Source organism: Brachybacterium sp. AOP29-B2-41 (assembly GCF_052378395.1).
GTDB lineage: Bacteria > Actinomycetota > Actinomycetes > Actinomycetales > Dermabacteraceae > Brachybacterium.
The window spans coordinates 18,025-42,331 of the sequence record NZ_JBQSXR010000018.1 but is presented as its reverse complement, the minus strand read 5'-3'; the positions used below and the strand labels follow the sequence as shown (position 1 = coordinate 42,331).

The 24,307-nt window shown below is 69.1% G+C and carries 19 protein-coding genes; 10 read left to right on the top strand and 9 right to left on the bottom strand.

The features are described from left to right. Positions 1–7: 7 nt before the first annotated feature. Positions 8–1,693: a hypothetical protein gene (locus ACT3T9_RS15490; protein WP_444606971.1), complete on the top strand. Its 1,686-nt coding sequence runs from the start codon at positions 8–10 to the stop codon at positions 1,691–1,693. Continuing rightward, positions 1,690–3,789, top strand: a complete 2,100-nt coding sequence (locus tag ACT3T9_RS15485; RefSeq protein WP_444606970.1) for a DUF6541 family protein — start codon at positions 1,690–1,692, stop codon at positions 3,787–3,789. Before ACT3T9_RS15490 ends, ACT3T9_RS15485 begins: the two co-directional genes overlap by 4 nt. On the opposite strand, the gene ACT3T9_RS15480 is transcribed toward ACT3T9_RS15485, so the two are convergent. Next, positions 3,786–5,327, bottom strand: coding sequence for a glycosyltransferase (locus ACT3T9_RS15480; protein WP_441443311.1), 1,542 nt, complete (start codon positions 5,325–5,327; stop codon positions 3,786–3,788). The two genes, ACT3T9_RS15485 and ACT3T9_RS15480, sit on opposite strands and share 4 nt — an antisense overlap. Before the next feature lie 24 nt (positions 5,328–5,351). Then, entirely contained in the window at positions 5,352–6,494 is a 1,143-nt protein-coding gene (locus tag ACT3T9_RS15475) for a hypothetical protein (RefSeq protein WP_441443310.1), read from the bottom strand. A 125-nt stretch (positions 6,495–6,619) separates the two neighbouring features. On the opposite strand from ACT3T9_RS15475, the gene ACT3T9_RS15470 reads away from it, so the two are divergent. Continuing rightward, entirely contained in the window at positions 6,620–7,789 is a 1,170-nt protein-coding gene (locus tag ACT3T9_RS15470) for a glycosyltransferase family 4 protein (protein ID WP_444606969.1), read from the top strand. Between the two features lie 36 nt (positions 7,790–7,825). Here ACT3T9_RS15470 and ACT3T9_RS15465 read toward each other — a convergent pair whose 3' ends face one another. The 4 genes from ACT3T9_RS15465 to ACT3T9_RS15450 form a co-directional block, all read right to left on the bottom strand. After that, on the bottom strand, positions 7,826–9,781 hold the full coding sequence (locus ACT3T9_RS15465; RefSeq protein ID WP_444606968.1) for a DUF6541 family protein: 1,956 nt from the start codon (positions 9,779–9,781) through the stop codon (positions 7,826–7,828). A gap of 148 nt (positions 9,782–9,929) precedes the next feature. Continuing rightward, positions 9,930–10,985, bottom strand: coding sequence for an acyltransferase (locus ACT3T9_RS15460; RefSeq protein ID WP_441443307.1), 1,056 nt, complete (start codon positions 10,983–10,985; stop codon positions 9,930–9,932). Continuing rightward, positions 10,982–11,410 (bottom strand): DUF2304 domain-containing protein, encoded by a 429-nt coding sequence (locus ACT3T9_RS15455; RefSeq protein WP_444606967.1) that lies wholly within the window; start codon positions 11,408–11,410, stop codon positions 10,982–10,984. Before ACT3T9_RS15455 ends, ACT3T9_RS15460 begins: the two co-directional genes overlap by 4 nt. A gap of 4 nt (positions 11,411–11,414) precedes the next feature. After that, positions 11,415–12,740 (bottom strand): nucleotide sugar dehydrogenase, encoded by a 1,326-nt coding sequence (locus ACT3T9_RS15450; RefSeq protein WP_444606966.1) that lies wholly within the window; start codon positions 12,738–12,740, stop codon positions 11,415–11,417. A gap of 168 nt (positions 12,741–12,908) precedes the next feature. On the opposite strand from ACT3T9_RS15450, the gene ACT3T9_RS15445 reads away from it, so the two are divergent. Then, positions 12,909–13,628, top strand: a complete 720-nt coding sequence (locus tag ACT3T9_RS15445) for a glycosyltransferase family 2 protein (protein WP_442332587.1) — start codon at positions 12,909–12,911, stop codon at positions 13,626–13,628. A gap of 30 nt (positions 13,629–13,658) precedes the next feature. On the opposite strand, the gene ACT3T9_RS15440 is transcribed toward ACT3T9_RS15445, so the two are convergent. Next, positions 13,659–14,639 (bottom strand): LCP family protein, encoded by a 981-nt coding sequence (locus tag ACT3T9_RS15440; RefSeq protein ID WP_444606965.1) that lies wholly within the window; start codon positions 14,637–14,639, stop codon positions 13,659–13,661. A gap of 609 nt (positions 14,640–15,248) precedes the next feature. On the opposite strand from ACT3T9_RS15440, the gene ACT3T9_RS15435 reads away from it, so the two are divergent. The 6 genes from ACT3T9_RS15435 (at position 15,249) to ACT3T9_RS15410 (ending at position 22,315) form a co-directional block, all read left to right on the top strand. After that, entirely contained in the window at positions 15,249–16,256 is a 1,008-nt protein-coding gene (locus ACT3T9_RS15435; protein WP_444606964.1) for a glycosyltransferase, read from the top strand. Between the two features lie 53 nt (positions 16,257–16,309). Beyond that, positions 16,310–17,149, top strand: coding sequence for a glycosyltransferase (locus tag ACT3T9_RS15430; RefSeq protein ID WP_444606963.1), 840 nt, complete (start codon positions 16,310–16,312; stop codon positions 17,147–17,149). A gap of 135 nt (positions 17,150–17,284) precedes the next feature. Continuing rightward, complete coding sequence (gene glf / locus ACT3T9_RS15425; protein ID WP_444606962.1) at positions 17,285–18,445, top strand: UDP-galactopyranose mutase; 1,161 nt, start codon at positions 17,285–17,287, stop codon at positions 18,443–18,445. Between the two features lie 57 nt (positions 18,446–18,502). Continuing rightward, the gene (locus ACT3T9_RS15420) at positions 18,503–20,608 is read left to right on the top strand and encodes a glycosyltransferase (RefSeq protein ID WP_444606961.1); all 2,106 of its coding nucleotides are present in this window, start codon (positions 18,503–18,505) and stop codon (positions 20,606–20,608) included. Continuing rightward, positions 20,605–21,531, top strand: coding sequence for an ABC transporter permease (locus tag ACT3T9_RS15415; RefSeq protein ID WP_444606960.1), 927 nt, complete (start codon positions 20,605–20,607; stop codon positions 21,529–21,531). The genes ACT3T9_RS15420 and ACT3T9_RS15415 overlap by 4 nt, the downstream gene beginning before the upstream one ends. A gap of 13 nt (positions 21,532–21,544) precedes the next feature. Further along, entirely contained in the window at positions 21,545–22,315 is a 771-nt protein-coding gene (locus ACT3T9_RS15410; protein WP_441443297.1) for an ABC transporter ATP-binding protein, read from the top strand. Between the two features lie 92 nt (positions 22,316–22,407). Here the strand turns inward: ACT3T9_RS15410 and ACT3T9_RS15405 are convergent, their stop codons facing one another. Beyond that, complete coding sequence (locus ACT3T9_RS15405) at positions 22,408–23,154, bottom strand: TIGR03089 family protein (RefSeq protein ID WP_444606959.1); 747 nt, start codon at positions 23,152–23,154, stop codon at positions 22,408–22,410. Then, positions 23,151–24,254 (bottom strand): coenzyme F420-0:L-glutamate ligase, encoded by a 1,104-nt coding sequence (gene cofE, locus ACT3T9_RS15400; RefSeq protein WP_444601068.1) that lies wholly within the window; start codon positions 24,252–24,254, stop codon positions 23,151–23,153. The genes ACT3T9_RS15405 and cofE overlap by 4 nt, the downstream gene beginning before the upstream one ends. Positions 24,255–24,307 lie beyond the last annotated feature (53 nt).

Below are 24,307 nucleotides of genomic sequence, written 5' to 3'. Positions count from 1 at the left end.
CATCCTCATGATCACTGCTGCTCGAACGGACTCCGCCGGGCCGCTCTCCTTGGCGTCCGTCATCGAGCGGGCCCGCGTGCTGCAGGCCCAGGGCAACGAGGTCGCTGTCCTCCATCTGCGTGCTGCGCCGCTGCTGCGACGGGCTCGCTCGGCCCCGCAGCTGTCGACGGACGCCGGCATCGAGGTGCTGGGCGTCCAGGTTCCGCTGCTGAGCGGCCCCCTCCGTGGCCAGCTGCCGGGAGTGCTCCGGCGGGTGCTGCCCCGCGCGTTGCGTGCTCAGGGCTTCCTCCGTCCCGACCTGGTTGTGGCCGAGGCACAGCTTCCTGCGGCGAGCGCGGCGCAGGTCCTCTCGGTGCTCTCCGGGATCCCGCACCTCATCGTCGCCGCGGAGGAGCACGACACCGTGCCGAGCGGCCGGCGCGACAGGGAGATCCTCGGCCATGCGCTCCTGGAGGCCGTCGCAGTGGCCGCGACCCCGGATGTCGGGGTTCAGCTGCGGCGCCATTGGGTGCTGCCCCATCTGGAGACCCTCGCCGCAGAGAACCGGGAGGAGTGGGCCGCCGCACTCGATGCGCTCTCGCAGCGGGCACTTGCGGCGGCCGTCGGTCCGCGAATGGTCTTCCATGCCCCCTATGTCCTCGCCCCCTCACCGACGACCGCGAGTCGGCAGCGTCCGAACATGATGCTCGAGGCGTTCAAGGCGAACGGCCACCGCGTCCATCTCATGACCGGGGATCCTGTGCAGCGCCGCCGCGACTTCGCGGATCTGCGACGTCGCCGCCGGGCAGGGCAGGAACTCTCCTTCGTGTACTCGGAGAACTCGACCCAGCCGAATCTGCTGTCCACGAGTGCTTTTCACGGGATCTCCCCGGTTCTGGAGGCGCTGCTGCTGGCGTGGTGCTCACGAGCTGGCATCCCCTTCGGCCAGTTCTATCGTGATGTGTACTGGCGCTACCCCGAGAAGCAGGCGAGCGTCGCACCCTTGCGACGCCTGGTGATGCAGGCCGGATACCGCTTCGACCTCCTGGCTCTGCGAGCGTTCGATGCGCACTTCTTCCTGCCGTCGAAGTCGATGGGGCCGGTCATCCCCGCGCCGGAATCGCGGTGCACCGAGCTGCCGCCGGGGGCGCAGATCCGGGATGCCGAGCCGGGGCAGGGTCTGCACCTGCTGTATATCGGCGGGGTCGGGCCCGGCCATGAGATCGACGAGTGCCTGGCCGCACTGCAGCGGGTCGAGAAGGTGAGCCTGACGATGGTGGTCCCGCCCACCGCGTGGGAGGCGCAACGCGAGCGCTATCTCCCGCTGCTCACCGAACGGGTGCACGTCGTGCATGCCAATGCGGGCGAGCTCGCAGAGCTCTACGACGGAGTCTCGGCGTGCCTCCTGCTCGTCGAGCCCAACGAGTATCGGAAATTCGCAGTGCCGATGAAGCTGTACGAGTACCTCGGCTATGGCAAGCCGACCCTCGCCTCTGAGCACACGCTCGCGGGCGAGATCGTGGAGGGCCTCGAGATCGGGTACACCGCTGCCTACGAGAGGGAGTCGATCATCGAGCTGCTGGAGCGTCTCCTTCGCGATCCCGCGGAACTCGAGCGCTGCACCGAGCGGGTGCAGGAAGTGCGGCATGAGCAGAGCTGGGCCGTCAGGGCCGGTACGGTCCAGGAGACGCTGACGGGTGGCCCCGGCGCATGACTCTGCAGCTCGTTCTGGACTGGATGGCGCTGCTACCCGTCGCGGCGCTCCTCGTGCTCGCCCTCTACCTTCCCGGCGTCGGTGCGCTGGTCATCCTCCGCACCCGACTGAGCGTCGCGCTCGCCGGAGGGCCGTTGCTGACGGCGAGCCTGCTGGGCATCGGCGGAGTCATGCTGCACACGCTCGGTCTCCGATACCACGCCCTGTCCTACCTGGTGCTGATGCTCCTGCTCTGGGGCGTGGCGCTGCTCCTGCGGTACCTGCTGAGCAGGAAGGCGCGCTGGCGCCGAAATGCCACCGGGCACTCCGTGAGGCGTCACCTGCTCCAGCTCTCCCGGTCCCACGTCCTCATCCTGGCGGGCGCTCTGGTGCTGGGCATGGCCAGCATGTGGATCCCCACGATGCTGATGATCGACCCCGCCGTGCCGAACCCACGGGTGGACCCCATGTACCACTACAACGTGCTCAATTCGATCGGAGAGACCGGATCGGTCTCGATGTTCGCCGCCGTGGACTACACCTACGGCGTGCAGGTGCGGCACGTGACCTATCCGACGGTCTGGCATGCGATCACCGTCCTGGCCGTGCCTCTGGTGGGCATCGTGCCGGCCGCCAACCTGGTCGCCTACTTGGTGACGCCGATCCTCTTCGTGGTCAGCAGCGCCCTGTTGGCGCGCATCGTGTTCCGGCGACAGCTCCTCGCGACCGCGGTCGGCGCGATCGCCGCCGGCATCCTCCCGGCCTTCCCCGGCGGTCTCGCGTTCACGAAGTCCTTCTGGCCCAATGAGCTGGCGGTGGCCATGCTCCCCGGTCTGCTCGTCGTCCTCATCATGTTCCTGCGCCGCTGCCGCTGGGGCCTGTTCCGGCGCCGGCCCGCCACCTTCCTGCTCGACCTCACGATCATGCTCGCCGCGGCCGGAGGGCTGGGGCTCACACACCCCTCCGTCTTCTTCAGCTTCGTCATGATCGTACTTCCCCTGCTGATCCTCGAAGGGACGAGGGCGCACAGCGTGGTGCGACGCAGCATGTCGCCGCGGGCGCGCACCATCCTGGCGAGCGTTCTGGCCGCGGTCGTGATCGTCGTGGTGCTCCTGCTGCTCGTCCCGGATCAGGTGCGCAGCTTCCTGATGCGGGAGAGCATCGCGCAATGGAACGATGTCACGCTCAAGGGCGTCAGCATGATCGCGAACTGGCCGACCGACGTCTCCAATCCCGCGGGCGTCCTCACTGCGCTGGTCTACATCCCCCTCCTGCTGGTGGGCATCGCCCTTCTCTCGCGGCGCCGCGACCAGCGCTGGATCGTGTGGGCATGGGCCCTCCAGATCGCGATCATCATCGGCTCCTACTTCCCGGTGCCGGTCCTCTCAGCCCTCGCGGGTCTCTGGTACGCCGACACCTTCCGGCTCTATGCGATCCAGGCGGTGATACTGCCCTTGGCCGTCGCGGCGGTGGTGCTCTGGGCTCATGGGCGGGAGCCTGCCGCGCCGTCCGGCCTGAGGAGGGTGCCGATACGGCTGCGACAGGTCTGGGCCTGGGGCGCGATCAGCGCGGCTCTGCTGGGCACCGGATACATCACCACGGGTGGCGCACGGCAGGTCGGTGTGGGGTCCACGTCTCCGCGGCCTGTCGCCTCCGCGGAGGAGGCCGCTCTGCTCGAAAGGATCGGCGATGACCTGCCTGAGGGCTCCGTCGTGGTGGGCGATCCGGCATCCGGGGTCGCCTATCTGCCGGTCGGAGCGGAGGTGGAGTCGGTCTTCACCCAGATGAACGTGCGTGATGTCGATGAGGACGGCATCTTCCTGATGGAGAACTTCGACGAGATCGAGACCGACCCACGGGTATGCGAGGTCCTGGAGTTCTACGGGATCGGGTACTTCTACCAGGACGTGAGCTACGAGTACAACTACAGCGAGCGCGATGAGGTGATGCCCGGCTTCTACACCGTGGACACCTCCGACGGCTTCACGCTCCTCGACGAGGGCGGCGACGCCCGGTTGTGGCGGATCGATGCGTGCGGGCCGGTCGAGGCTCCGGGTGAGGATTGGTGGAACCGCGAGAAGCGGATCCAGCCCTATGTGGAGGAGCTCGGTTCCTAGCCCTGGAGGAACGAGAGGTAATCGGCGCGGATCGCGTCCGGCTGCCGGGAGCTCCGGATCCAGGCGCGGGCCCGCTCCGCCTCGGCGTCGAAGGCGCCCGGAGTGCTCAGGGATCGGATACGGTCCACTGCGGACTCGACGTCCTCGATGATCCAGTCCGCGGGATACACCATCTCGGCGCCGCCCCAGGGAGCGATCTCGGGCCAGTTGCGCACCACCGGCACACAGCCGGATGCGGCGGCCTCGGCGACGGACTCGTGCGTCCCCTCGCTCACCGAGGAGGACAGGATGAAGCCGGTCCGAGCCAGGAGCTCGGGCACATCGGAACGGTATCCGTCCACCATGACCCCCTCGCCGAGCTCCTCGATCTGTGCGGCGATGTCCTGTGCCCAGGAGGCCGTGCTCGCGATGGCGGTCTGCTCCAGAGTGGGGCCGACCAGTCGCAGGACGTATCTCGGATCCTCGGCGCGGAGCCTGCGGAGCATCTCGAGGGAGAGCGCGACGTCCTTGGTCGGGACGGCCCAGCCGATCTGCACCAGCTCGAACCGTCGGCGATCCTCTGCCGGGGCGAAGGCCTCGAGGCTGTGCACATTGTGGAAGGTGGGCCGCTGCGGTGCCTGCCGGATGCGCGGGGAAACGGCCTCCAGCATGGTGCGGAGCGGAGGCGAGACGAAGCCGATCGCGTCATAGGCGCCACCGCGGGCGAGCAGAGGGTACGGGGTGAGGCATTCGAAGCGGTGGATCCGGGCGACGGTCCTGACCTGATGGGCCGAGAGATCCAGGAAGCTGAACCAGGCGAAGGGCTGCACCCCCCATTCGACGAAGACGGTGTCCGCCCACGCGAGTGGCTCCTCGAGTGCGGCGGGCACCGGATGGAGGCGGCCCGAGCGGTTCCAGGTGCTCCGCTGGCGCATCACGAGCCCGTGGGTGGGGCGCTCCGCGAGCGGCAGCTGCGAGACGTCCACGGTGCGGAACTCGATGCCCGCGTGCTCGTGGAGATCCTCCTCGACGCGGCGGATGAAGGTCCAGGAGGAATGGCACAGGATCAGCACGCGCAGCGGCTGGCCATCCCCTCTGCTGCGTGGTGGCGTCCCCCCGGTGGGGGCCGGTGCGGGATCCGCCTCGAGCAGCATCGCCCTGCCGGCGGCGGAGTCGCGGAAGGGCGCGAGGAACTCGTCGGTGCGCAGCGCGAGCGGTGAATGCAGGGGCCCGTAATGCGTGGAACGGTGATAGGCCAGCAGGATGGCCAGGTTCGTCCATGTCACACTCTGCTGGTGACGGCCGCGCGCCAGGGCGTTGTCGGCCAGGGCCAGCAGCTCGGTCAGCAGGGGGAGGAGGTCATCCCACGGGATCTGGTGCCCGCCCTCAAGTTCGGCGAAGGCCTGCGCACTGCGTGTGAAGGTGCGCCCGGCGCGGCCGCCGGCGCGCTCGGCCACTGCACGCCCTGCGCCTCCGATCGGGCTCGCAGAACCGAGGACCTGCACGGAGCGGTTCCGGAGGAAATCGGTGATCTGATCGACGCGGGGGAGTGAGGACACGGTCTTCTCCTGGATGGGGTCAGCTCAGCCCTGGAGCAGGCCGCGCATGATGTCTCGGGCCACCTCGGCGTCCTTCTCGAAGCTGAGCTCGCGGGAGGCGGTGTCGGAGGCGTTCTTCCAACCCCGGAGGTCCTCCGCGGTGATCGATGCCAGTGATGCCCTGCACTGCTCGACGGAGAAGCCCTCGGCGATGGGCCCGAGCCCGTGCTCACGCACGACCGGCACCATCTCCTCGCTCGGGCCGATGGCGACGCCGAGACGGCCTTGCACGAAGTCGAAGAGCTTGTTGGGCAGCGTCAGGCGGGCATTGGTGTTGAAGGGCTCGATCCAGAAGACGCCGAGGTCGTACTGGTTCAGGACCTCCGGGAGCTCGGTCGGTGCCACCGGATCGTGGAAGCGGATGCGCGCGTCGCCGGCAGCCCGTGCGTGCAACGCACGCATATACGCACCACCGTCATTGGCGGGCACGAGGTAGAGGTCGAGGCTGAAGCGGGCTGGCAGCGCCTTGACCACGTCCAGCATGAGCTCGAGGTTCCGCCCGGGGACGGCGGATCCCGAGTGCACCAGGCGCACCTGGTCCTCGAGCACCGGCGAGGGGGCGAGCTCCTGCCACCGGGAGGCGTTCCGCATCACGCGGGCGGCGACCCCGTATCGCTCCCGGTAGAGCTCGGCGATGCTCCCGCCCACTGCCGTCACCGCAGCATTGCGCGGCAGATAGGTGCGGCACAGGTAGTCCATCAGGGGAGCGACGAGCAGTCGCCAGGACAGCACATGGGTGCGCTCCTCGGGGGCCCACTCGTGCATGTCCGCCCAGATCGGCGCACCATGGGCGACGGCGTCGGCGAGAGCCAGGATCCGCGCCTCGTTGGCGACCACGGCATCGAATCGGCGACCCTCGAGCGCACGCATCGTCCACCGGATGGCGGGGGCGGCGGGCGCTGCCCTGCGCCACTGCCGCGTTGCCAGGAGCGCCACGCCGGGCAGATCCTGGGGGAGGGTCTTCAGATGGTCGGGAACTTCGATGTGCTCGCTCGCACCCTCGGGCGTCGGACCGTAGCCGACCGTCGTGACCCGACCGAACTCAGCGACGACGGAGAGCTGCCGCAGGACGCGTGAATCACGGTGGATGGGGGAGAGGCTGATGAGGAGGATCTCGGGCTCGGACACGCCTTTCATTGTATAGACGCGCCCGGCGTGCACCGACCGTCGGAGCCGCGTTCGAGGGTGCTACGGTGAACCGGCCCAGGAGGGCCCGGATGACCCGGATGACAAGAACGGAAGGTCACCACGTGGTGTCGAAGCACTCCCCCCTGACTCGAGGCACGTTCGTCGTCGCCACCCGGCTGTTCGCCCCTGAACCGACTCCCGCGGCATCCCGCAACGAGGCGCTGGTGCGGGCGATGGAGCGCGCAGGGCACACCGTGCGCGTGATGACCACCACCGCGCCAGGGCTCAAGCAGATCCCTGACCGGGTCTCCGAGATCTCCCGCTGGCCCGTCAAGCGGGACCGCCAGGGGCATGTCAAGGGGTACGTCTCCTACCTGAGCTTCGATATCCCGCTGTTCTTCCGTCTGCTGGCCCAGCGTGACCTCGCCGGCGTCGTCTCCGAGCCGCCTCCCACCACGGGACTGGCCGTGATGGCCGCAGCCGCGCTGCGACGGGTGCCCTATGCGTACTACGCCGCCGATGTGTGGGCGGATGCGACCGGCACCGTCGAGGGTGTCCCGTGGATCGTGCGGAAGGCGGTCCGCGTCATGGAGAAGCTGGTCTGGCGCCGCGCGAGCGTGCTGCTGGCCACCTCGCAGGGCGTCCACGATCGGATCATCGAGCTGATCGGGCCGCGGGCTTCGGTGGCAGTCGTCGGCAACGGCATCAACATCGACGACTTCACGCCGGAGGGGCCGAGCGCGGAGGAGCCCGGTCCGTACTTCGTGTACACCGGGACCGTGTCCGAGTGGCACGGCGCAGGGATCTTCCTGGACGCGTACGAGCGAGTGCGGGCTGATCATCCTGGCCTGCGGATGCTGTTCTTCTCCGAGGGTGCGCACCGGGACGAGCTCGAGCAGCGGGCCCGGGACCGAGGGCTCGACGGGGTCGAGTTCCGTCGTCGCCTGCCCGCCCAGGAGATCTCCGCCTATATCCGAGGCTCCGTCGCCTCCCTGAGCTCGGTCACCCCGGGCCAGGGCTACGACTTCGCGGTCGCCACCAAGATGTTCGCTGCCACGGCCTGCGGGATCCCGGTGATCCAGTCCGGTGACGGCTACGGCAACCGCCTGGTCGAGGAGAACGGCCTGGGCTGGTCGACCCCCTACGACGCGGAGTCGGTCGCCGCGGCGATGCGGGCCGCGCTCTCGGGCGAGGACCGCCCGGATCCCGCACTGCTGCGTCGCTGGACCGAGCAGGACGCAAGCCTCGACGCGAGCGGGGACCGCGCGGTCACGGCGCTCGCGCCGCTCTTCTGACCGACTGGTTTTCCGAACGACTGGTCTTCTAGACGACTAGTCGGCCGCGCAGTCGATCTCGATCATGATCGAGTGGTCGGTGCGGCCGATCACCGTCCCCAGCGCCGGGCTCGCCTGGTCCAGGCGGGTGAACCTGCCGCCCACGTTGTACGGTCGCTGATCTGCGTACACGTAGCCGATGTTCGCGTCTTCGAGCCGCGCACAGGCGGCTGGATCCTCGGGAGCGGCGAGCACATCGTCCATCCGCTGCTCATCCGTCGAACTGGGGCGCATCCCCGCCGCGGGAAAACGCACGGTCTGGCCTGTCATCCCGTAGAGGTGAGCGCCGCCGGAGAAGGGACTGGCCAGCAGCACCTTGTCGGTGTCCATCATAGCCCCGACCTCCTGGAGCATCGCGTACTCCTCGGCGTCGAAGTAGCGGGCTCTCCCGGTCATATCCAGATCCAGGTTCCGCCCGGCGTACTCCAGGCGCGGCCCGATGGTCGAGGCGGCCAGCAGCACGCAGGCGGCCAGGCCCAGGATCCTCAGGAACTGCTGGGCAGGTCGTTCGATCCTGCGCACTTGACGGTCGAGGTGGGCCAGCCCCGGGACCACCAGCAGGCACACCACCAGGGTGAACAGCATCGAGATGCGGTCCTGACCGCTGTACCAGAGCGCCGAGAGGCGCAGCGAGGAGTCGATCGCGGCGTCCATGTACAGCACCAGCGGCACCAGCAGCACCACCGGCAACACCGCGCTGCCTCGCCGCAGATGTGCCCAGACCCCCAGGTAACCGAGCAGCCACAGCAGCGGCCCGGTCGCCATCGCCCACACCGTCAGCAGTCCGGAAGACATCTCGCCCACCGCGCGGAGGGGGGAGATCACCAGCCCCCCGACGAAGTCGCCGGCGACCCCGGAGGCGGGGAGCACGGCGATCACGAGGACCGGGAGCAGCCCGAGCAGGACCACCACAGCGCTGAAGCGTGCGAGGCGCGGGCGTCGACGGCGCTGCTCGACGGCTCCGGCCAGGGCCGCAGCAGTGATCAGCAGGCACAGCGCGATGAAGACGTTCGGATGCATCAGGCCCAGTCCCACAGCGCCCAGGACGATCGCGACCACGAGCGGGAGCACCGTCTCTCCGTGGTGCCCGGAGAGACGGAAGCGCAGGGCGCGGAACCCGGCGACGGTCACCCCGAGCACGCCCGGCAGGAAGGCGGAGGCGACGAGGTTGGGGATGGCCGCGAGATGGATCCATTCGCTCAGCGGCACCGCGGGGGCGATCGCGGCGGCCGTGCCCGCAGCCAGCGGTCCCCAGCTCAGTCGTGGCCACAGCATACGGGTCAGGAACATGATGCCGTAGACCCAGGGCACCAGGGCGAGCATCAGGGTCGCGGCGTTCAGGACGATGGGCGTCGGGGCGAGCGGCACCAGTGCCGCGATGTCATGGAACGCCGCGGGGTAGACCCCGCCTGAGCCGTCGGTCGTCGAGAGTGAGGCGAACCTCAGGGTCGAGCCGTAGCCGGTCTCCCGGATCCATTGCAGCGCGCTGAGATGGAACAGCGCATCCCATCTCTGCAGCGGCTGCCCCGGTGAGCCGAAGGAGGCCAGGATCGGGACCACGGCGAGAGCCGTCGCAGCGGCCAGGACCAGCAGAGAGACAGGCCCTCGAACCAGCAGCGGACGGGAGGTGCCCGCCGGTGCGGTGTGCAGGTCCGACCCCTGGCCGTGACGGGCTCGTGCAGAGCGCAGCCATCGTTCGATGGCGAGCCGCAGTCCCCAGAGCACGAGGCCGGCGAGCACCGTCATCAGGAGCGCGGACACCAGATTCCACGGCATCCCGATCAATGCGACGACGATCGCGCCGCTGCCGAAGACGCAGGCGGTCACCGCTGGTGCGACGGCTGCGGCGGCGCGCCACGCGATGCCGAGCGCGCGAGCGAGGACGACGCCCGGCAGGTAGGCGAGAACCAGGGCGAAGGCGGCCGCCCAGGAGAACCAGAGCAGATCGATCATGCGCGAAGGGGGAGGACCCCGGTGACCGAGAAGCCACGACGAATGGAGAGCACGGGCTTCCTCCTGGAGTAGGACTCGGGGCGCGGACCTGGAGGCCCCACCACTGGGCAGTGGTGGGGCGAAGCCAGCGTATCTGCCAGGCGGAGGATCAGAAGATCCGCCTCAACAGCGGAGTCCGCTGACCGATCAGCGCGATGACGGTCGAGAGCAGCACGGTGAGCGTCCAGGTGAGAGCCATCGGGCCGACATCGTAGACATCGAGCACCGGGAACACCTCGCGCAGCACGACGAGCACCGCGAAGTGCACCAGGAAGATGCCGAAGGTCGCGTTCCCGAGGGTGCGGAGCCTCCGCTCGGTGCGTTCGGAGACCCGCCAGCCAGCGCACAGGCTGGAGACGGACGCCATCAGCACGACGGAGTAGGCGACGACGGGCAGCGACCCGTAGACGGGGGCGAGGACCGCGACCCACGTCGGGGCAGCTCCTCGACTGGCGACGAACAGCCAGGTGATCAGGGCGATGAAGCCAGGGACCGTCACCAGGCCGAGGGCCCCCGCCCAGCGGGGTATCGGTTTTACCAGGACTGCGCGGCCGAGCACGAAGTACCCGGTGTACAGCAGGAAGAACGTGAGGCTGCCGGCGGCGACCGGGACCATCGAGATCGACCCGCGTCCTCCCGCCTGCCCGGCGACCGTCACCAGGACGGTCCAGCTCGCTGCGAACAGCCCCACGATCCAGCTTCGCCGACCCTCATCGTCCGCGAGGAACGACGCCAGCAACGGGGTGATGAGGTACAGGCCTGCGATCGCGAAGAGGAAGTACAGGTGCGTGTACGTCTCGCCCGTGATGATCAGGTCGACCAGCTCCGCGAAGGAGCCGACCGGGCTCCCCGACACCAGCCCGCGGATCACCACCAGGTAGAAGGCCGACCAGACGACCAGCGCCGGGACGACGCGTGTCATCCGGCGGCGCAGGAACTCTGCGGGGCCGTGGCGATGTGCTCGAGGGTCGAGGCTCAGCGCCCCGGACATCATGAAGAAGATCGGCACGGCGCACTTGAACGCCATGTCGAGCGCGACGATCCCGAGGCCCGCCTCACCGGCCCCGACCCCTCCGCCGACGACATGGATCACCACGACGCCGAGGACGGCGAGGATCCGGGTGACGTCGAGAAAAGGCAGGTAGGTGCGCTCTTCTCCGTTCATTCCGAGCGGGGGGTGCGGAGCTCGCGCTCGCGGTACTGCCAGGGCTGCTCAGCCTCGTCCAGCGCGAGCCGGCGCGCCAGGTGCGTGGTGCGCTTCTCCGCGGCCTTGGTGCGGGCCTCCTGCAGAGCGAGGAAGCCCAGCAGCACCAGCACCGTCGCATAGAGGAGCAGGTCAGCGCCGCGGCCCACCCCGACGATATTCGCGACCCGGCTGAGCGCTCCCGGGAACAGCACTGTCACCACGGCGAATGCGGCGAAGGCGAGGATCAGCAGGCGGCGCACCGCGAGCTGCTTGGCGCCACGCTTGATGAACAGCCAGGCGACGATCGCCACGATGCCCAGCACCAGGAGGAGCTGGATGATGAAGGTCCGGCTGCCCACCCCGAGGTCGGGGCCGAGGGCCAGGATCATGTCGGTGGCATCCATCGGCTCAGGCCTGGTCGGTCTGCTGGTGGGTGGAGGCGGAGCCGTCGCCGAGGACGAGGCGGGGGGTGCCCTGCCAGTTCTCGGCGGTGGTGATGTTGCGGCCGTCCACGATCAGCTTGATCCCGGGCACGTCCGCTGCGGTGAGGTCCTTGTACTCGGCGTGGTTGGTCTGGACGATCACCAGATCCGCGGCGTCGCCGAGGTGGTACGGCGCCCAGCCGAAGCCCTCGATCTCCGCGTCGTCGTAATAGGTGTCGTGGACCGCGACCTCGGCGCCATGCTCACGCAGCGCCTCGACCACGGGGAACACACCGGAGAACGCGGTCTCCTTCACCCCGGTGCGGTACGAGGCGCCGAGCACCACGGCCTTCATGCCCTTCAAGGAGCCGAGCAGGTTCGCGGCCCGGTCCACGAGCTTCGCCGGGACCGATGCGTTCAGGGTGCGGGCGGTGCGGACCGTCTCCGCGTGCTGGTCGGTCGACAGGTACAGCCGCGGGTAGACCGGGATGCAATGCCCGCCCACGGCGATGCCGGGCTGGTGGATGTGGGAGTAGGGCTGTGAGTTCGACGCCTCGATGACCTTGTAGACATCGATGCCGTTGTCCTGCGCGAACAGCGCGAACTCGTTGGCGAGCCCGATGTTCACATCCCGGTAGGTGGTCTCGGCGAGCTTCGCCAGCTCGCTGGCCTCGGGGGAGCCGAGGTCCCACACGCCGTTGGGCTTGTTCAGGTCCGGGCGCTCGTCGAACTGGAGCGCGGACTCGTAGAACTCGCGGGCCCGCTGCGTGCCGGCCTCGCTGATCGCGCCGATCAGCTTGGGGTACTTGCGCAGGTCCTCGAACACGCGCCCGGTCAGGACCCGCTCGGGGGAGAACACGGCGAAGAAGTCCACAGACTCCTTCAGCCCGGAGATTTCCTCGATCATCGGCACGAAGCGGGTGCGCAGCGTGCCCACCGGCAGGGTCGTCTCGTAGGAGACGAGGGTGCCGGGAGTGAGGTGCTCGGCCAGGGACCGCGTCGCGGCATCCATCCACGCGAAGTCGGGCTCCCAGGTGGCGTCGTTCACGAACAGCGGCACCACGATCACGACCGCATCCGCGCCGGGGATCGCCTCGGCGTAGTCGGTGGTGGCCTTCAGCTTCCCGGCCGGAACCAGCTCGGAGAGCTTCTCCTGCAGGTGCGCCTCACCCGGGAACGGCTCGGTCGCGGCATTGATCAGCTCGACCTGGCGCGGGTTCACATCGACCCCGACCACCTCGTGGCCGGAATCGGCGAACTGCACCGCGAGCGGCAGCCCGATCTTGCCCAGAGCGACAACAGCTGTCTTCATGTCGATTCCTCCTCGTGGGGCACCTCTCGGATGCCGCGTGCGCGTCGATGACCACCAGGGGCAGTCCACCGTGACAGGGTATCCTCAACGGCCGTTCGGGATCCTGCATCCCGTGCCGCCGAATCGTCGGTGTTCTCACGTCCGTCCGGCACCCCAGAAGGAGAGCACTTGAGCACGTCCGATCCCGCACCCGAGGTGCCCGCCACCTCAGAGTCGCCCGGTGCTGACAGCACCTGGTTCGTGGTCCCCCTGTTCAACGAGGGCCAGGTCGTCGCGGACGTCCTGCGTGACCTGCGCACCCGCTACCCGCTCGTGGTGTGCGTGGATGACGGCAGCCATGACGACTCCGGCAGGATCGCCGAAGAGGCCGGTGCGGTGGTCGTCCGCCACCCGTACAACATGGGGCAGGGCGCCGCACTCAAGACGGGCATCGACTACGCGCTGCGTGACCCGAACATGCGGCAGATCGTGACCTTCGACTCGGACGGTCAGCATCAGGTCGACGACGCCGCCGCGATGATCGCCCAGCGCGAGGCCGAGGGTGTGGACATCGTGCTCGGCTCCCGCTTCCTGGACTCCCGCACCAAGCCCGGGCTGCTCAAGCGCGTCGTGCTGCGCGGCGCCATCTGGTACACGAATCTCACCACCGGCGTGAAGCTCACTGATGCGCACAACGGGCTGCGGGTGCTGGGACGCGAGGTCTGCGAGAAGATGGCCATCGAGCAGAACCGGATGGCGCATGCCTCCGAGATCGTCGAGGAGATCGGGCGCCACAAGTTCACCGTGGCCGAGCATCCGGTGCACATCCTCTACACCGACTACTCCCGCTCGAAGGGCCAGTCGGTCCTGAACTCGGTGAACATCGTCATCGACATGCTGTTCCGCTGACGCCGCAGCTCTTGCAGCCTGCGGCGCTGCTCATGGCGCGGGGGCAGGCTCCGCGGAGCCGTCCGCCACGGAGGCGAAGAAGGCGGCGACGTCGTCCTCATCGGTGAGCAGTGCGACCCCGGAATGCTTCGTCTGGTACTCGGGGTTCTCGATCGGGATGCTGAGCGTCCCTCCCGAGTTCATGGCGCTGCGAGCGGTCAGGGCCATCCGGCCCACATCGACGATCCCGGTGCCCTCGCTCGTGGTCAGCGCTCCCGAACCGGCCCCGGCCAGGCGCAGCTGGCTGATCGGGTTCAGCATCACCGCCGGTGAGGTGACGCGATCCATCAGCGCCCCCACGAACTGCTGCTGGCGCTGCTGGCGTCCCATGTCTGCGGTGGGATCGAAGTAGCGGGCCCGCACGAAGGAGAGCGCCTGCTCCCCGCCCACGTCGTGGCAGCCCTCGGTCATGACCAGCCCCGAGCGTCTGTCGTCGACATCCCGGTCGATGCACAGGTTCACGTGGCCCACCGCATCGACCACCTGCGCCACGCCGTCGAAGCCGACCTCGACGTAGTGGTCCACGGTGAGTCCGGTGAACTGCTCGACGGTCTCGACCAGCAGCGGAGCCCCGCCGAAGGCGTAGGCCGCATTGAGCTTGTATCCACCCTTGCCGGGGATGTCGACCAGGGTGTCCCGGGGCAGCGAGATCAGGTAGCTGTTCCCGCCCGGGGCCTTGTGCAGGAGCATGATCGTGTCCGTGCGGGCACCTTCGGTGCCGTCGGACTCGACGGTGTCCCCGCTGCGGCTGTCGGAGCCTGCGATGAGATAGGTGGTTCCCGGGGTGTTCGCGGCCTCGGACAGCGTCTCGACGTGTTCGATCCGGCCCTGCGTCCACAGCAGCAGCCCGGCGCCCCAGCCCAGCACCACCACGATCACCAGGACCAGCAGCGTGGCTCCCAGCCGCACCGGGCGGGAAGTGCGCCGGGGGTTCCGGGAGGTGCGGGGGAGCGGAGCCCCGCCGGGCGGCACGACGGAGGGCCTACCAGTCTCCCGGTCGCCAGGGCCGTGATCACGATGGCCGTGGTCACGATGGCCGCGGGCAGGCCGTCCATCGAGGTCGGCGTCGCGACGCGGGCCCTGCGGGGGAACGTCGGCGCGGGCCTCGGGGACACCCTGCCGAGCTCCCGGCAGAGCAGCGTCGGCGCGAGGCATCGGACGGGTGGGGGTCGGGCCGTCGGCGGCGGGGGAGGCTGGACGCCGTCCCTGCCTCGGAACCGGGCGGGCGCTGCCACCGGCTCGCGCGCGGTGGCCGCCGGGACGTCGAGGCCCTCCCGGTCGAGGGGAGCGTGGCGGTGGCTGGTCGCTCACAGCTGTCTCCTTCCGGCCGGAGCCGTGCATTCGGGGGCATCGGGGGCATGCGGGCTCCGGTGGGCGAGGTCCCTCGGCGCATGCGGCGTTCGTCAGGGTAGCCGCCCGGGCGCATCCCGCGGCGCTGCGGCACGATGGCGCGTCGCTGTTCCCAGGAACCTCCCGAGAACCTTCACACCGTGGTCATCAGGGAGGTGGGCCCGGGTGCCCGGCGCTCCGTACACTGGGGCCGTGCCGCCGAGGCGGCGCGGACCAGCAGCAGGAGGCGCAGTGACCCATTCCGCACCCGCAGGCGACCGGACGTCGCGGCAGAGCACCGCGCACCCCGACGCGCTCTCTGCGCGCGTGGTCGCCGTTGTGGTGACCTACAACCGCGAGACGCTGCTGCAGGAGTGCCTGGATGCACTCGCGGCTCAGGAGCGACGCCCCGATGCGGTGATCATCATCGACAACGCCTCGACCGATGCCAGCGGCACCGTCGCGGACCTGCATCCGCTGAATGCGGACGTCGTCCATCTGCGCCGCAACGTGGGTGGAGCGGGCGGCTTCGCCGCTGGCATAGCCCGCGCACTGGTGCGCCATGAGGCGGACTGGGTGTGGGTGATGGATGACGACACCGTGCCGCGCCCGGGCGCGCTGCATGAGCTGCTGCGCTCCCTCGAGGCCTCCCCGGTGCGGTTGAGCGTGCTCAGCTCGCGGGCCGTGTGGACCGACGGGCGCGACCACCCCATGAACACCCAGCGCAGCAGGCTCGGGGCGAGCGCGCAGGAGAAGCGTGACGCCGCCCGTGCCGGCGGGCGGCCGATCCGCACCGCGAGCTACGTCTCCGCGCTGCTGAACGGCCAGGACGTGCGCCGGCTGGGCCTTCCCTATGCGGACTACTTCATCTGGTCCGACGACTTCGAGCACACCGGGCGCCTGCTGCGGCACGGCCGGGGGCTCCAGGTGCCCGGCTCCGTCGTCGAGCATCGCACCGCCCGGTTCAGCAATGCCCAGACCAGCCCCGGTTCTCGTTTCTACTATGACGTGCGCAACCGACTCTGGGCCCTGCTGCGCACCAGCTCCTTCACGCCGCTGGAGAAGGTCGTCCACGGCGGCGCCACCGCTCTGGGCTGGCTCCGGCTCCTGCTGCGCCACCGCGGTGACCTGCTCGGCGTGGGGCTGCGTGGCCTGCTCTCCGCTCTACGCCGCGGCCCGCGACCGTCCACGACGGTGCTCCAGGCCGATGGCGAAGCCGCGGCCGACATCCGCGCGATCGAGAGGGCGGCCGGTCGGTGAGCGAACCGGATCACCCTCCCGCGACCGGGCACCCTGCCCCGTTCGCGGTGCTGATGCCGTTATGGGGACGCGATCTCCCGGATCGTGTCGAGCTCGCCCTCAGCTCGGCGACCGTCGATCAGCAGCGTCGCCCCGAGCTCCTGATCCTCACCGTGGACGGACCGCTGCCGGAGGCGCTCGAAGCGCTGGTGCAGCGAGTCGTCGCCGGGGAGTTCGGACCGTCGCAGGTGCTTCGACATGACTCTCACCGAGGGGTCGCCGCAGCGCTCCAGGACGGGCTCGAGGCCAGCCCCTACGAACTGGTCGCGCGCGCGGATGCGGACGACATCTGCCGGCCCGAGCGGTTCGCGCTCCAGATCCCGAGCATGGAGGAGCAGGGCCTCGACCTGCTGGGCGGTGCGATGCGAGAGTTCAGTGACCGGGTCGAGCCCGGCCAGGGGCCCTTGCGCACGAGGCCGCTCGAGCACGACGAGATCGTGCGCTATTTGCCGCATCACAGCCCCCTCCATCACCCCACAGTGGTGCTGCGGCGCTCGGTGGCGCTCGCCGTCGGCGGCTATCGGGACCTTCCGCTGCTCGAGGACTACTGGCTGTGGGAGCGGATGATGCTCGGCGGTGCCCGGATGGGGAACCGTCCCGAGGTCCTCGTCGACTATCGGGTCGACGAGGAGCTGTTCGCCCGCCGGGGCGGCTGGAGGCTGTTCTCGAGCGACCTGCAGCTGCAGCGCCGGATGCTGCTGGACCGGGTGATCGGCCCGGGACGGTTCGCCCGGAACGTCGTGCTGCGGGGCGCCTACCGCTTCGCCCCGGGCTGGGTCCGCCGCATCGGCTACCGTCGCTTCATCGAGCAGAACGTCGAGGTCCCGCACCCCTCGGTGTCCATCACGTCATGAGGCAAGCCACACCTCTCGGCGCGCCGAGGGCGGGGCTCCTCCCATCGGTCGGGCTCCGATACTGTGAGCGAGTCTCCGGCGGACTCCACCGCACGCATCGAGCGGACTCCTCCGCACGCATCGAAAGGACCTCCTGTGTCGACTCCTGATCTCCTGATCGTCGGTTCCGGCCTGTTCGGCCTGACCGTCGCTGAGCGCGCGGTCGCTGAACACGGCGCGAAGGTGACCATCATCGACCGGCGTCCTCACGTCGGCGGCAACGCCTATTCCGAGGCCGATGAGCAGACCGGCATCGAGGTGCACAAGTACGGCGCGCACCTCTTCCACACCTCGAACGAGCGGGTGTGGGAGTACGTGAACCGCTTCACGGATTTCACCGGCTACCAGCACAAGGTCTTCACGAACCATCAGGGCGTGGTCTACCCGATGCCGATCAACCTCGGCACCGTCAACCAGTTCTTCCAGTCCGCATACACGCCGTCGGAGGCGCGTGCGCTGATCACCGAGCAGGCGGGTGAGTTCGCGGGCAAGGACCCCGAGAACCTCAACGACAAGGGCATCTCGCTGATCGGGCGACCGCTGTACGAGGCGTTCATCAAGAACTACACCGGCAAGCAGTGGCAGACCGATCCCAAGGACCTGCCCGCGTCGATCATCTCGCGCCTGCCCGTGCGCTACACGTACAACAACCGCTACTTCAACGACACCTACGAAGGGCTGCCCACCCAGGGCTACACCGCGTGGCTCGAGCGGATGGCGGACCATCCGAACATCGAGGTCAAGCTCGACACCGACTTCTTCGACACCTCGCAGCCGCTGAACAAGGACGCTGTGCGCGGGAACATCCCGGTGGTCTATACCGGCCCCATGGACCGCTATTTCGACTTCGAGCTCGGAGAGCTGGGCTGGCGCACCATCGACCTGGAGACCGAGCACCTCGACGTCGGCGACTTCCAGGGCACCTCGGTGATGAACTATGCCGACGCCGAGACCCCGTACACCCGCATCATCGAGCCTCGCCACTTCCACCCCGAGCGCGACTACTATCCCACCGATCGCACCGTGATCCAGCGGGAATACTCGCGCTTCGCCGAGTCCGGGGACGAGCCGTACTACCCGATCAACTCCGGCAGCGATCGCGAACGGGTGCTGGCCTATCGCGAGCTCGCCGATGCCGAGCCCCGCACCCTGTTCGGTGGCCGGCTGGGCACCTACCAATACCTGGACATGCACATGGCCATCGGTTCGGCCCTGTCCATGGCCGATAACAAGCTGTCCGACCTGCTGCGGGCGTGACCCGAGCGCCCCGCCGCCCTGCCGCGGGGCATCCGCCGAACGCCGACGAGGAGCACCATGAACGCCACCACCGCCACTGCGGCACCCCGTGAGACCGACCAGCCCGTACCGGGCGCCCCGCAGCGCCTGCTGCAGCGTCTGATCCTGCCTTTCGAAGCCTCCCCGGACATCGTGCCGCTGTACATCGAAGCGTCTGACGCCCGCTCCGGAGCCACCGGCGGAGCCTTCGGGCTCGGCGGGAGCTCGGACCGCGCCGACAAGGGTGAGGCGGACGGTCACGGAGCGCACCGCACCACACAGGCGGTGGTCGACATCAGCGAGCTCAGCGAACGGCATGCGGCCCGCATCCCGGCGCAGACGATGCGCTCCTTCGGCACCTACTTCAATGCCTTCCCGGCCAGCTACTGGCGGCGCTGGACCCCGGTGCGGGCGATCCGGCTGACCATCCGCACCGCCGGCTCCGGCCATCTCGTGGTGATGCGCTCGACCGCTCGCGGCACCCTGCAGCGCCAGGAGTCCCGCACCATCAGCGGTGCTGGCGAACAGGTCTTCGAGCTGCCGTTGACGGCCTTCGGCGATGGCGGCTGGTACTGGTTCGACGCCTATGCCGGGGCGGAGGATCTGACGATCCTGGGCGCTGAGTGGACCGCCGACGCGGACCTCGCCCGCACCGAAGGCAGCTTCTCGATCTCCATGACCACGATGAACAAGGTCGAGTACTGCCTGGAGAACATCCGCACCCTTGCCGAGGATGACGATCTGCGTGCGCTGCTGGACGTCATGTACGTCATCGACCAGGGCTCCGATCGGTTGAACGACCATGCTGAGGAGCTCGCACCGCTGCAGGAGTCGCTGGGCTCGAAGCTGCGGGTCATCGAGCAGGGGAATATCGGTGGGTCGGGCGGCTTCTCGCGCGGGATGTATGAGGCGTCGACCGCCGGTGCCTCCACCTATGTCATCAACTGCGACGACGACATCGTGCTCGAGCCGGAGTCGCTGATCCGGATGGTGACCTTCGCGGACTTCGCCACCCGCCCCACCCTGGTCGGCGCCCACATGTTCGACCTCAACAATCGTTCGGTGCTGCACACCTTCGGCGAGGTCGTCGATCCCTGGCGCATCCAGCCGGCGCTGGCGAACGACGGCGGCGAGATGGGCCACGACTTCGCGCTGGATCCGCTGCGCTCGACCCCCTGGCTGCATCGCCGCGCGGACGTGGACTACAACGGCTGGTGGAGCTGCCTGATCCCCACCGAGACGGTGCGCGCGATCGGTCTCAGCCTGCCGGTGTTCATCAAATGGGACGACGCCGAGTACGGGCTGCGGGCGAAGAAGGCCGGCTATCCCACGGTCTCCCTGCCCGGCGCGGGGGTCTGGCACATGAGCTGGGTGGACAAGGACGACCTGGTGGGCTGGCAGGCCTACTTCCATGAGCGCAACCGCATCATCACCGCGCTGCTGCACTCCCCGTACGCCCGGGGCGGCCGGGTGGTCAAGGAATCGCAGTTCATGGATGTCAAGCACCTGATCTCCATGCAGTACTACACGGAGGCGGGCCGGCTGATGGCCCAGCAGGACGTGCTCGAGGGCCCCGACGCCCTGCACCCCTCGATCGGGACCAAGCTTCCCCAGATCCGGGGGATGGCCGCGGACTTCGACGACGCGGTCGCCAAGAAGGACCAGGACCTGTACCCGCCGGTCCACATCGACAAGCCGCCCCGGAAGGGACGTCCCTTCACTCAGCCGCATCGGCTGATGCTCCCGGTATGGACGGCGAAGACCCTCGCCAAGCAGCTGCTGAAGCCCACGCAGCCCCGGTCCGCGGAGAACCCGCAGACGGTGATCCCGCACCTCGACGCGAAGTGGTGGCGGCTGTCCGCCTACGACAGCGCACTGGTCTCCAACGCCGAGGGCACCCAGGTCGCCTGGTACAAGCGCAACCCGCAGCAGGTGCGCGAGATGCTCACCGAAGCGATCACCGCCCACCTCGAGCTGCACCGCCGCTGGAACGAGCTGCGTGACAGCTATCGCGAGGCCTCCTCGCGGATCACCTCCTTCGACGCCTGGGAGCAGACCTTCGCGGACAACCCGGCGCCAGTGCGGGAGCGTGACCGGGAAGAGGGCTCTGAGCTCGGCGGCGGCACCGGAGGCTCTGCGGCGTGACCGCGACCGGAACCGGCAGAACTGCGCGGCTTCCGTCGCGCGCGGAGCAGGCCGAGGGCTGGCGGGCCCCGGGGCAGGACGCAGGTTGGCTGAACCCGATCCGCGAGCGCTTCCTGCTGCGCCTGCTGGTGCGCAAGGAGCTGCGGGTGCGTTACCGCGGCAGCGCCCTGGGCATGCTGTGGAGCTACGTCAAGCCCGCCGTGCAGTTCATCGTCTTCTACATCGCGCTGGGTGTCTTCCTGCAGCTCCAGCGCGACACCCCCGCCTACGCGGTGTACCTCTTCAGCGGGATCGTGGTGGTTAACCTCTTCGGTGAGGTGTTCGGCAACGCCACCCGTTCGATCACGGGCAACCAGGCGTTGGTCTCGAAGATCTATCTGCCCAGCGAGCTGTTCCCCTGGGCGAGCATGATCGTGGCGCTGGTGCACTTCCTGCCCCAGCTCGCGGTGCTGGTGGTGGGCGCCCTGCTGTTCGGGTGGTTGCCCTCGTTCACCGCAGCGATCGCCTTCGTGCTCGGGATCGTGATCCTGGTGGTGTTCACCATGGGGCTCGGCATGATCACCGCGGCGCTCAACGCCGCCTTCCGCGATGTCGAGAACTTCGTGGATCTGATCGTCATGGTCGCGACCTGGCTCTCGCCGGTCCTCTACCGGATCTCGATGGTCCAGGACGCGATCGGGGGGACCGTGTGGTGGTGGCTGTATCAGCTGAACCCGCTGACCATCGTGGTCGAGCTGTTCCACGTCGCCTTCTGGCGCTATTCACCCTCCGTGGTCGAGGCCGTCGCCGCGGATCCCTCGCTCACCGCCGCGGGCGAGCCCTTCGGGCTGTGGTGGGCCGGGCTGCTGATCGCGGCGGTGACCTTCGTGGCCGGCAACGTCCTCTTCGAGCGCTCGAAGCGGCGCTTCGCCCAGGAACTGTGACAGGAGCGCCCGGATGAGCCCGAACATCGACTCCGTGCCCGCCTCCGCCGCGGTCCCCACCGACCGCGAGATGGTGCGCATCGAGCACGTCACCAAGCAGTTCTCCCTGCGCCACGACCACTCCCTCAAGGAGCTCGTGTTCTCGGCGCTGAAGCGCAAGAAGCTGGCCGACTCCTTCCTGGCCCTGGACGACGTGGACCTCACGGTGCACGCGGGGGAGACGGTGGGGCTGATCGGCTTCAACGGCTCTGGGAAGTCCACCCTTCTCAAGACCATCTCCGGAGTGCTCTACCCGGACCACGGACGGGTGCTCCTGCGGGGCCGGGTGGCGGGCCTGATCGAGGTGGGCGCCGGCTTCCACCCCGACCTCTCCGGGCGCGAGAACGTCTACCTCAACGGCGCCATCCTCGGGATGAGCCGCGAGCAGATCGATGAGAAGTTCGAGGAGATCGTTGCCTTCAGCGAGATCGAGGAGTTCATCGACACCGATGTGAAGTACTACAGCTCAGGGATGTTCCTGCGCCTGGCCTTCTCCGTGGCGGTGCACACCGAGCCGGACATCTTCCTGGTCGACGAGATCCTCTCCGTCGGCGACGAGCCGTTCCAGCGCAAGTGCCTCGAACGGATCCGTGAGCTGCAGGAGGCCGGCCGCACCATGGTGGTCGTCTCCCATGAGCTCGAGATGCTCGAGAAGCTGTGCACCCGCATCGTGGTGCTCCGTAAGGGGCAGGCCATCTTCGACGGTGACCCCACCGAGGCCGTCGCGACGCTCCGCGCGGGCTGAGCCGCCTCTCTCAGCTCTCAGGGCTGCCCGAGCCGTCCGAACAGCTTCCGCCGGGCCATCTGAGCGGTCCGAGCAGCACCCGTCTCGGGCTGTCAGCGAGGGCGGAGCCTTTCGGTCACGCCCTCCTCGCGCTCCTGGTGCTCGCCCACCGCGCTCGCGGGCCCCACGATCCCGCCACCGGCCAGGAGTGCCCCGAGCAGCTGCGCGGCCGCGGGCAGCCCGTCGTCCTCCACCAGCACCCGGGGGAGGGGCGTGCCGTGCGCCGTGCTCGGCCGCTGCGGGACAGCCGGCTCGAGCGGCGCGGGGCCGCTCCAGCGGGGCAGAGCCACCCCGAGCCGGTCGGAGCTCCCTCGCACCTCGCTGAGCCAGTCGTGGACCAGCGCAGGCAGCTCCCCGTCGTAGCGCGGTGCGAGCGAGACCGCCTGGAGGGCGAGCACCTCATCCGCGCTCTCGGCCAGCTCCGAGTCGGGTCGGTCGGTGGCGACCACCTGCGGCGACGGGACCGGAAGCACTGCATCTCCAGTGCCCGCTGCGTCACCTGCGGAGCCCTCACGGTCGTACCAGGTCACCTCCGCGCCGAGGGACCAGGCCGCCAGGGCCAGCACCAGGCGCTTCCAATGGGGAGGGAGATCCAGGACCATCTGGTCGCCCGGGGCGAGCGCGATCTCGTCGTGAAGATGCCCGATCGCCTTGATCACCCAGTTGGCGAGCACGTGGCCGGACAGCTCGATCCGAGACGCTTCGCCGTACCAGGCGAGCACCGGGTTCGGACCGGTCTGTTCCAGGGCGCGCAGCAGCTGGGCACCGGTGTCCATGCTCGGCGTGCGGTGCTCGCTCATGTCAGGTCCTCCAGAGGATCGGGGACGGAGATCTCGAGGGAGATCTCCGGCAGGGCGGCGGCGAGGGATTCGGCACCCAGCGCGGTGCGGATCCGTTCTGCGAGCGTCGCAGCGTGGATCAGCGCGGCGGTCGAATCGTCCGCGGCCTCCACCACGATATGCGGACGATCCTGTGCACCCGCTCTCAGGTGGGCCGCTGCGGTGCCGGGCAGCTGCCCGGCCCGGGGCAGGGACGCGACAGCGAGTGCCCGGGCGATCCGCTCCCCATCAGGCTCGGGAGACATCCGGGCGATGGGCTCCTGCTCCGGAGTCAGCCCTAGGGAGACCCAGACCGATTCGAGGCTGGGCCGACGGAACCAGTCATCGCTCCCGGTGCGGGAGAGCTCCCGAGCCGGCACATCATCCGCGGTCGCGGAGGCGACTCCCCGCACCAGAGCGGCCGGCACCCCGCTGGCCTTGCCCTTGACCAGATCGGCGGCGGCGGCGAGCTCATCGGCGAGGTTCCGCACCGTGACATGCAGCGGCCGACCATCGGCGTCGGTCCCTCCGCGCAAGTCCTGCAGCGCACTGACACCCGCGGCGCCGAGCGCGATGTCCCCGACCCCCACTCGCCAGACGCGGGAGGAGGTGTCGGTCAGCAGGACGCCCAGATCCACGCCCAATGACTCGACCAGGTGGGCGCGGAGCTCCCGCGCGCAGGCATCGGGATCCTCGGGCAGCAGCAGCGGTCCCTCGGGAGCGTTGGACGAATCGACCCCGGCGGCCGCCATCACCGGGCCGGACGCAATCTGCACCACGGAGGTGACCACCCGCGTGTGCAGACGGCGGGCGACGGTGCGCACCGCCGCGGCACGGATCGCTTCGTCACGATCCTCGGGGGCCACGCGCAGTCCCAGCGCCTTGGAGACGACCTTCGTGGAGATGCACAGCACGTCGCCGTCGGCCGGGGACAGCGGGGCCAGGGCCGCGGTGAGCAGGGCGCCGAGGTCGTCGCCCTCGCGGATCTCGCCGAGCCCGGTGACGGGCAGTACGGTGACCGGCGAGGGGGCCGGATCAGGCGTGCGCGATGCTGCCTGTGCAGGCGGTGAAGCGATGGACACGGGGCCTCCCGGGAATGTGATTCGGATGCGATATGCAAGGCGACGCGCCGACG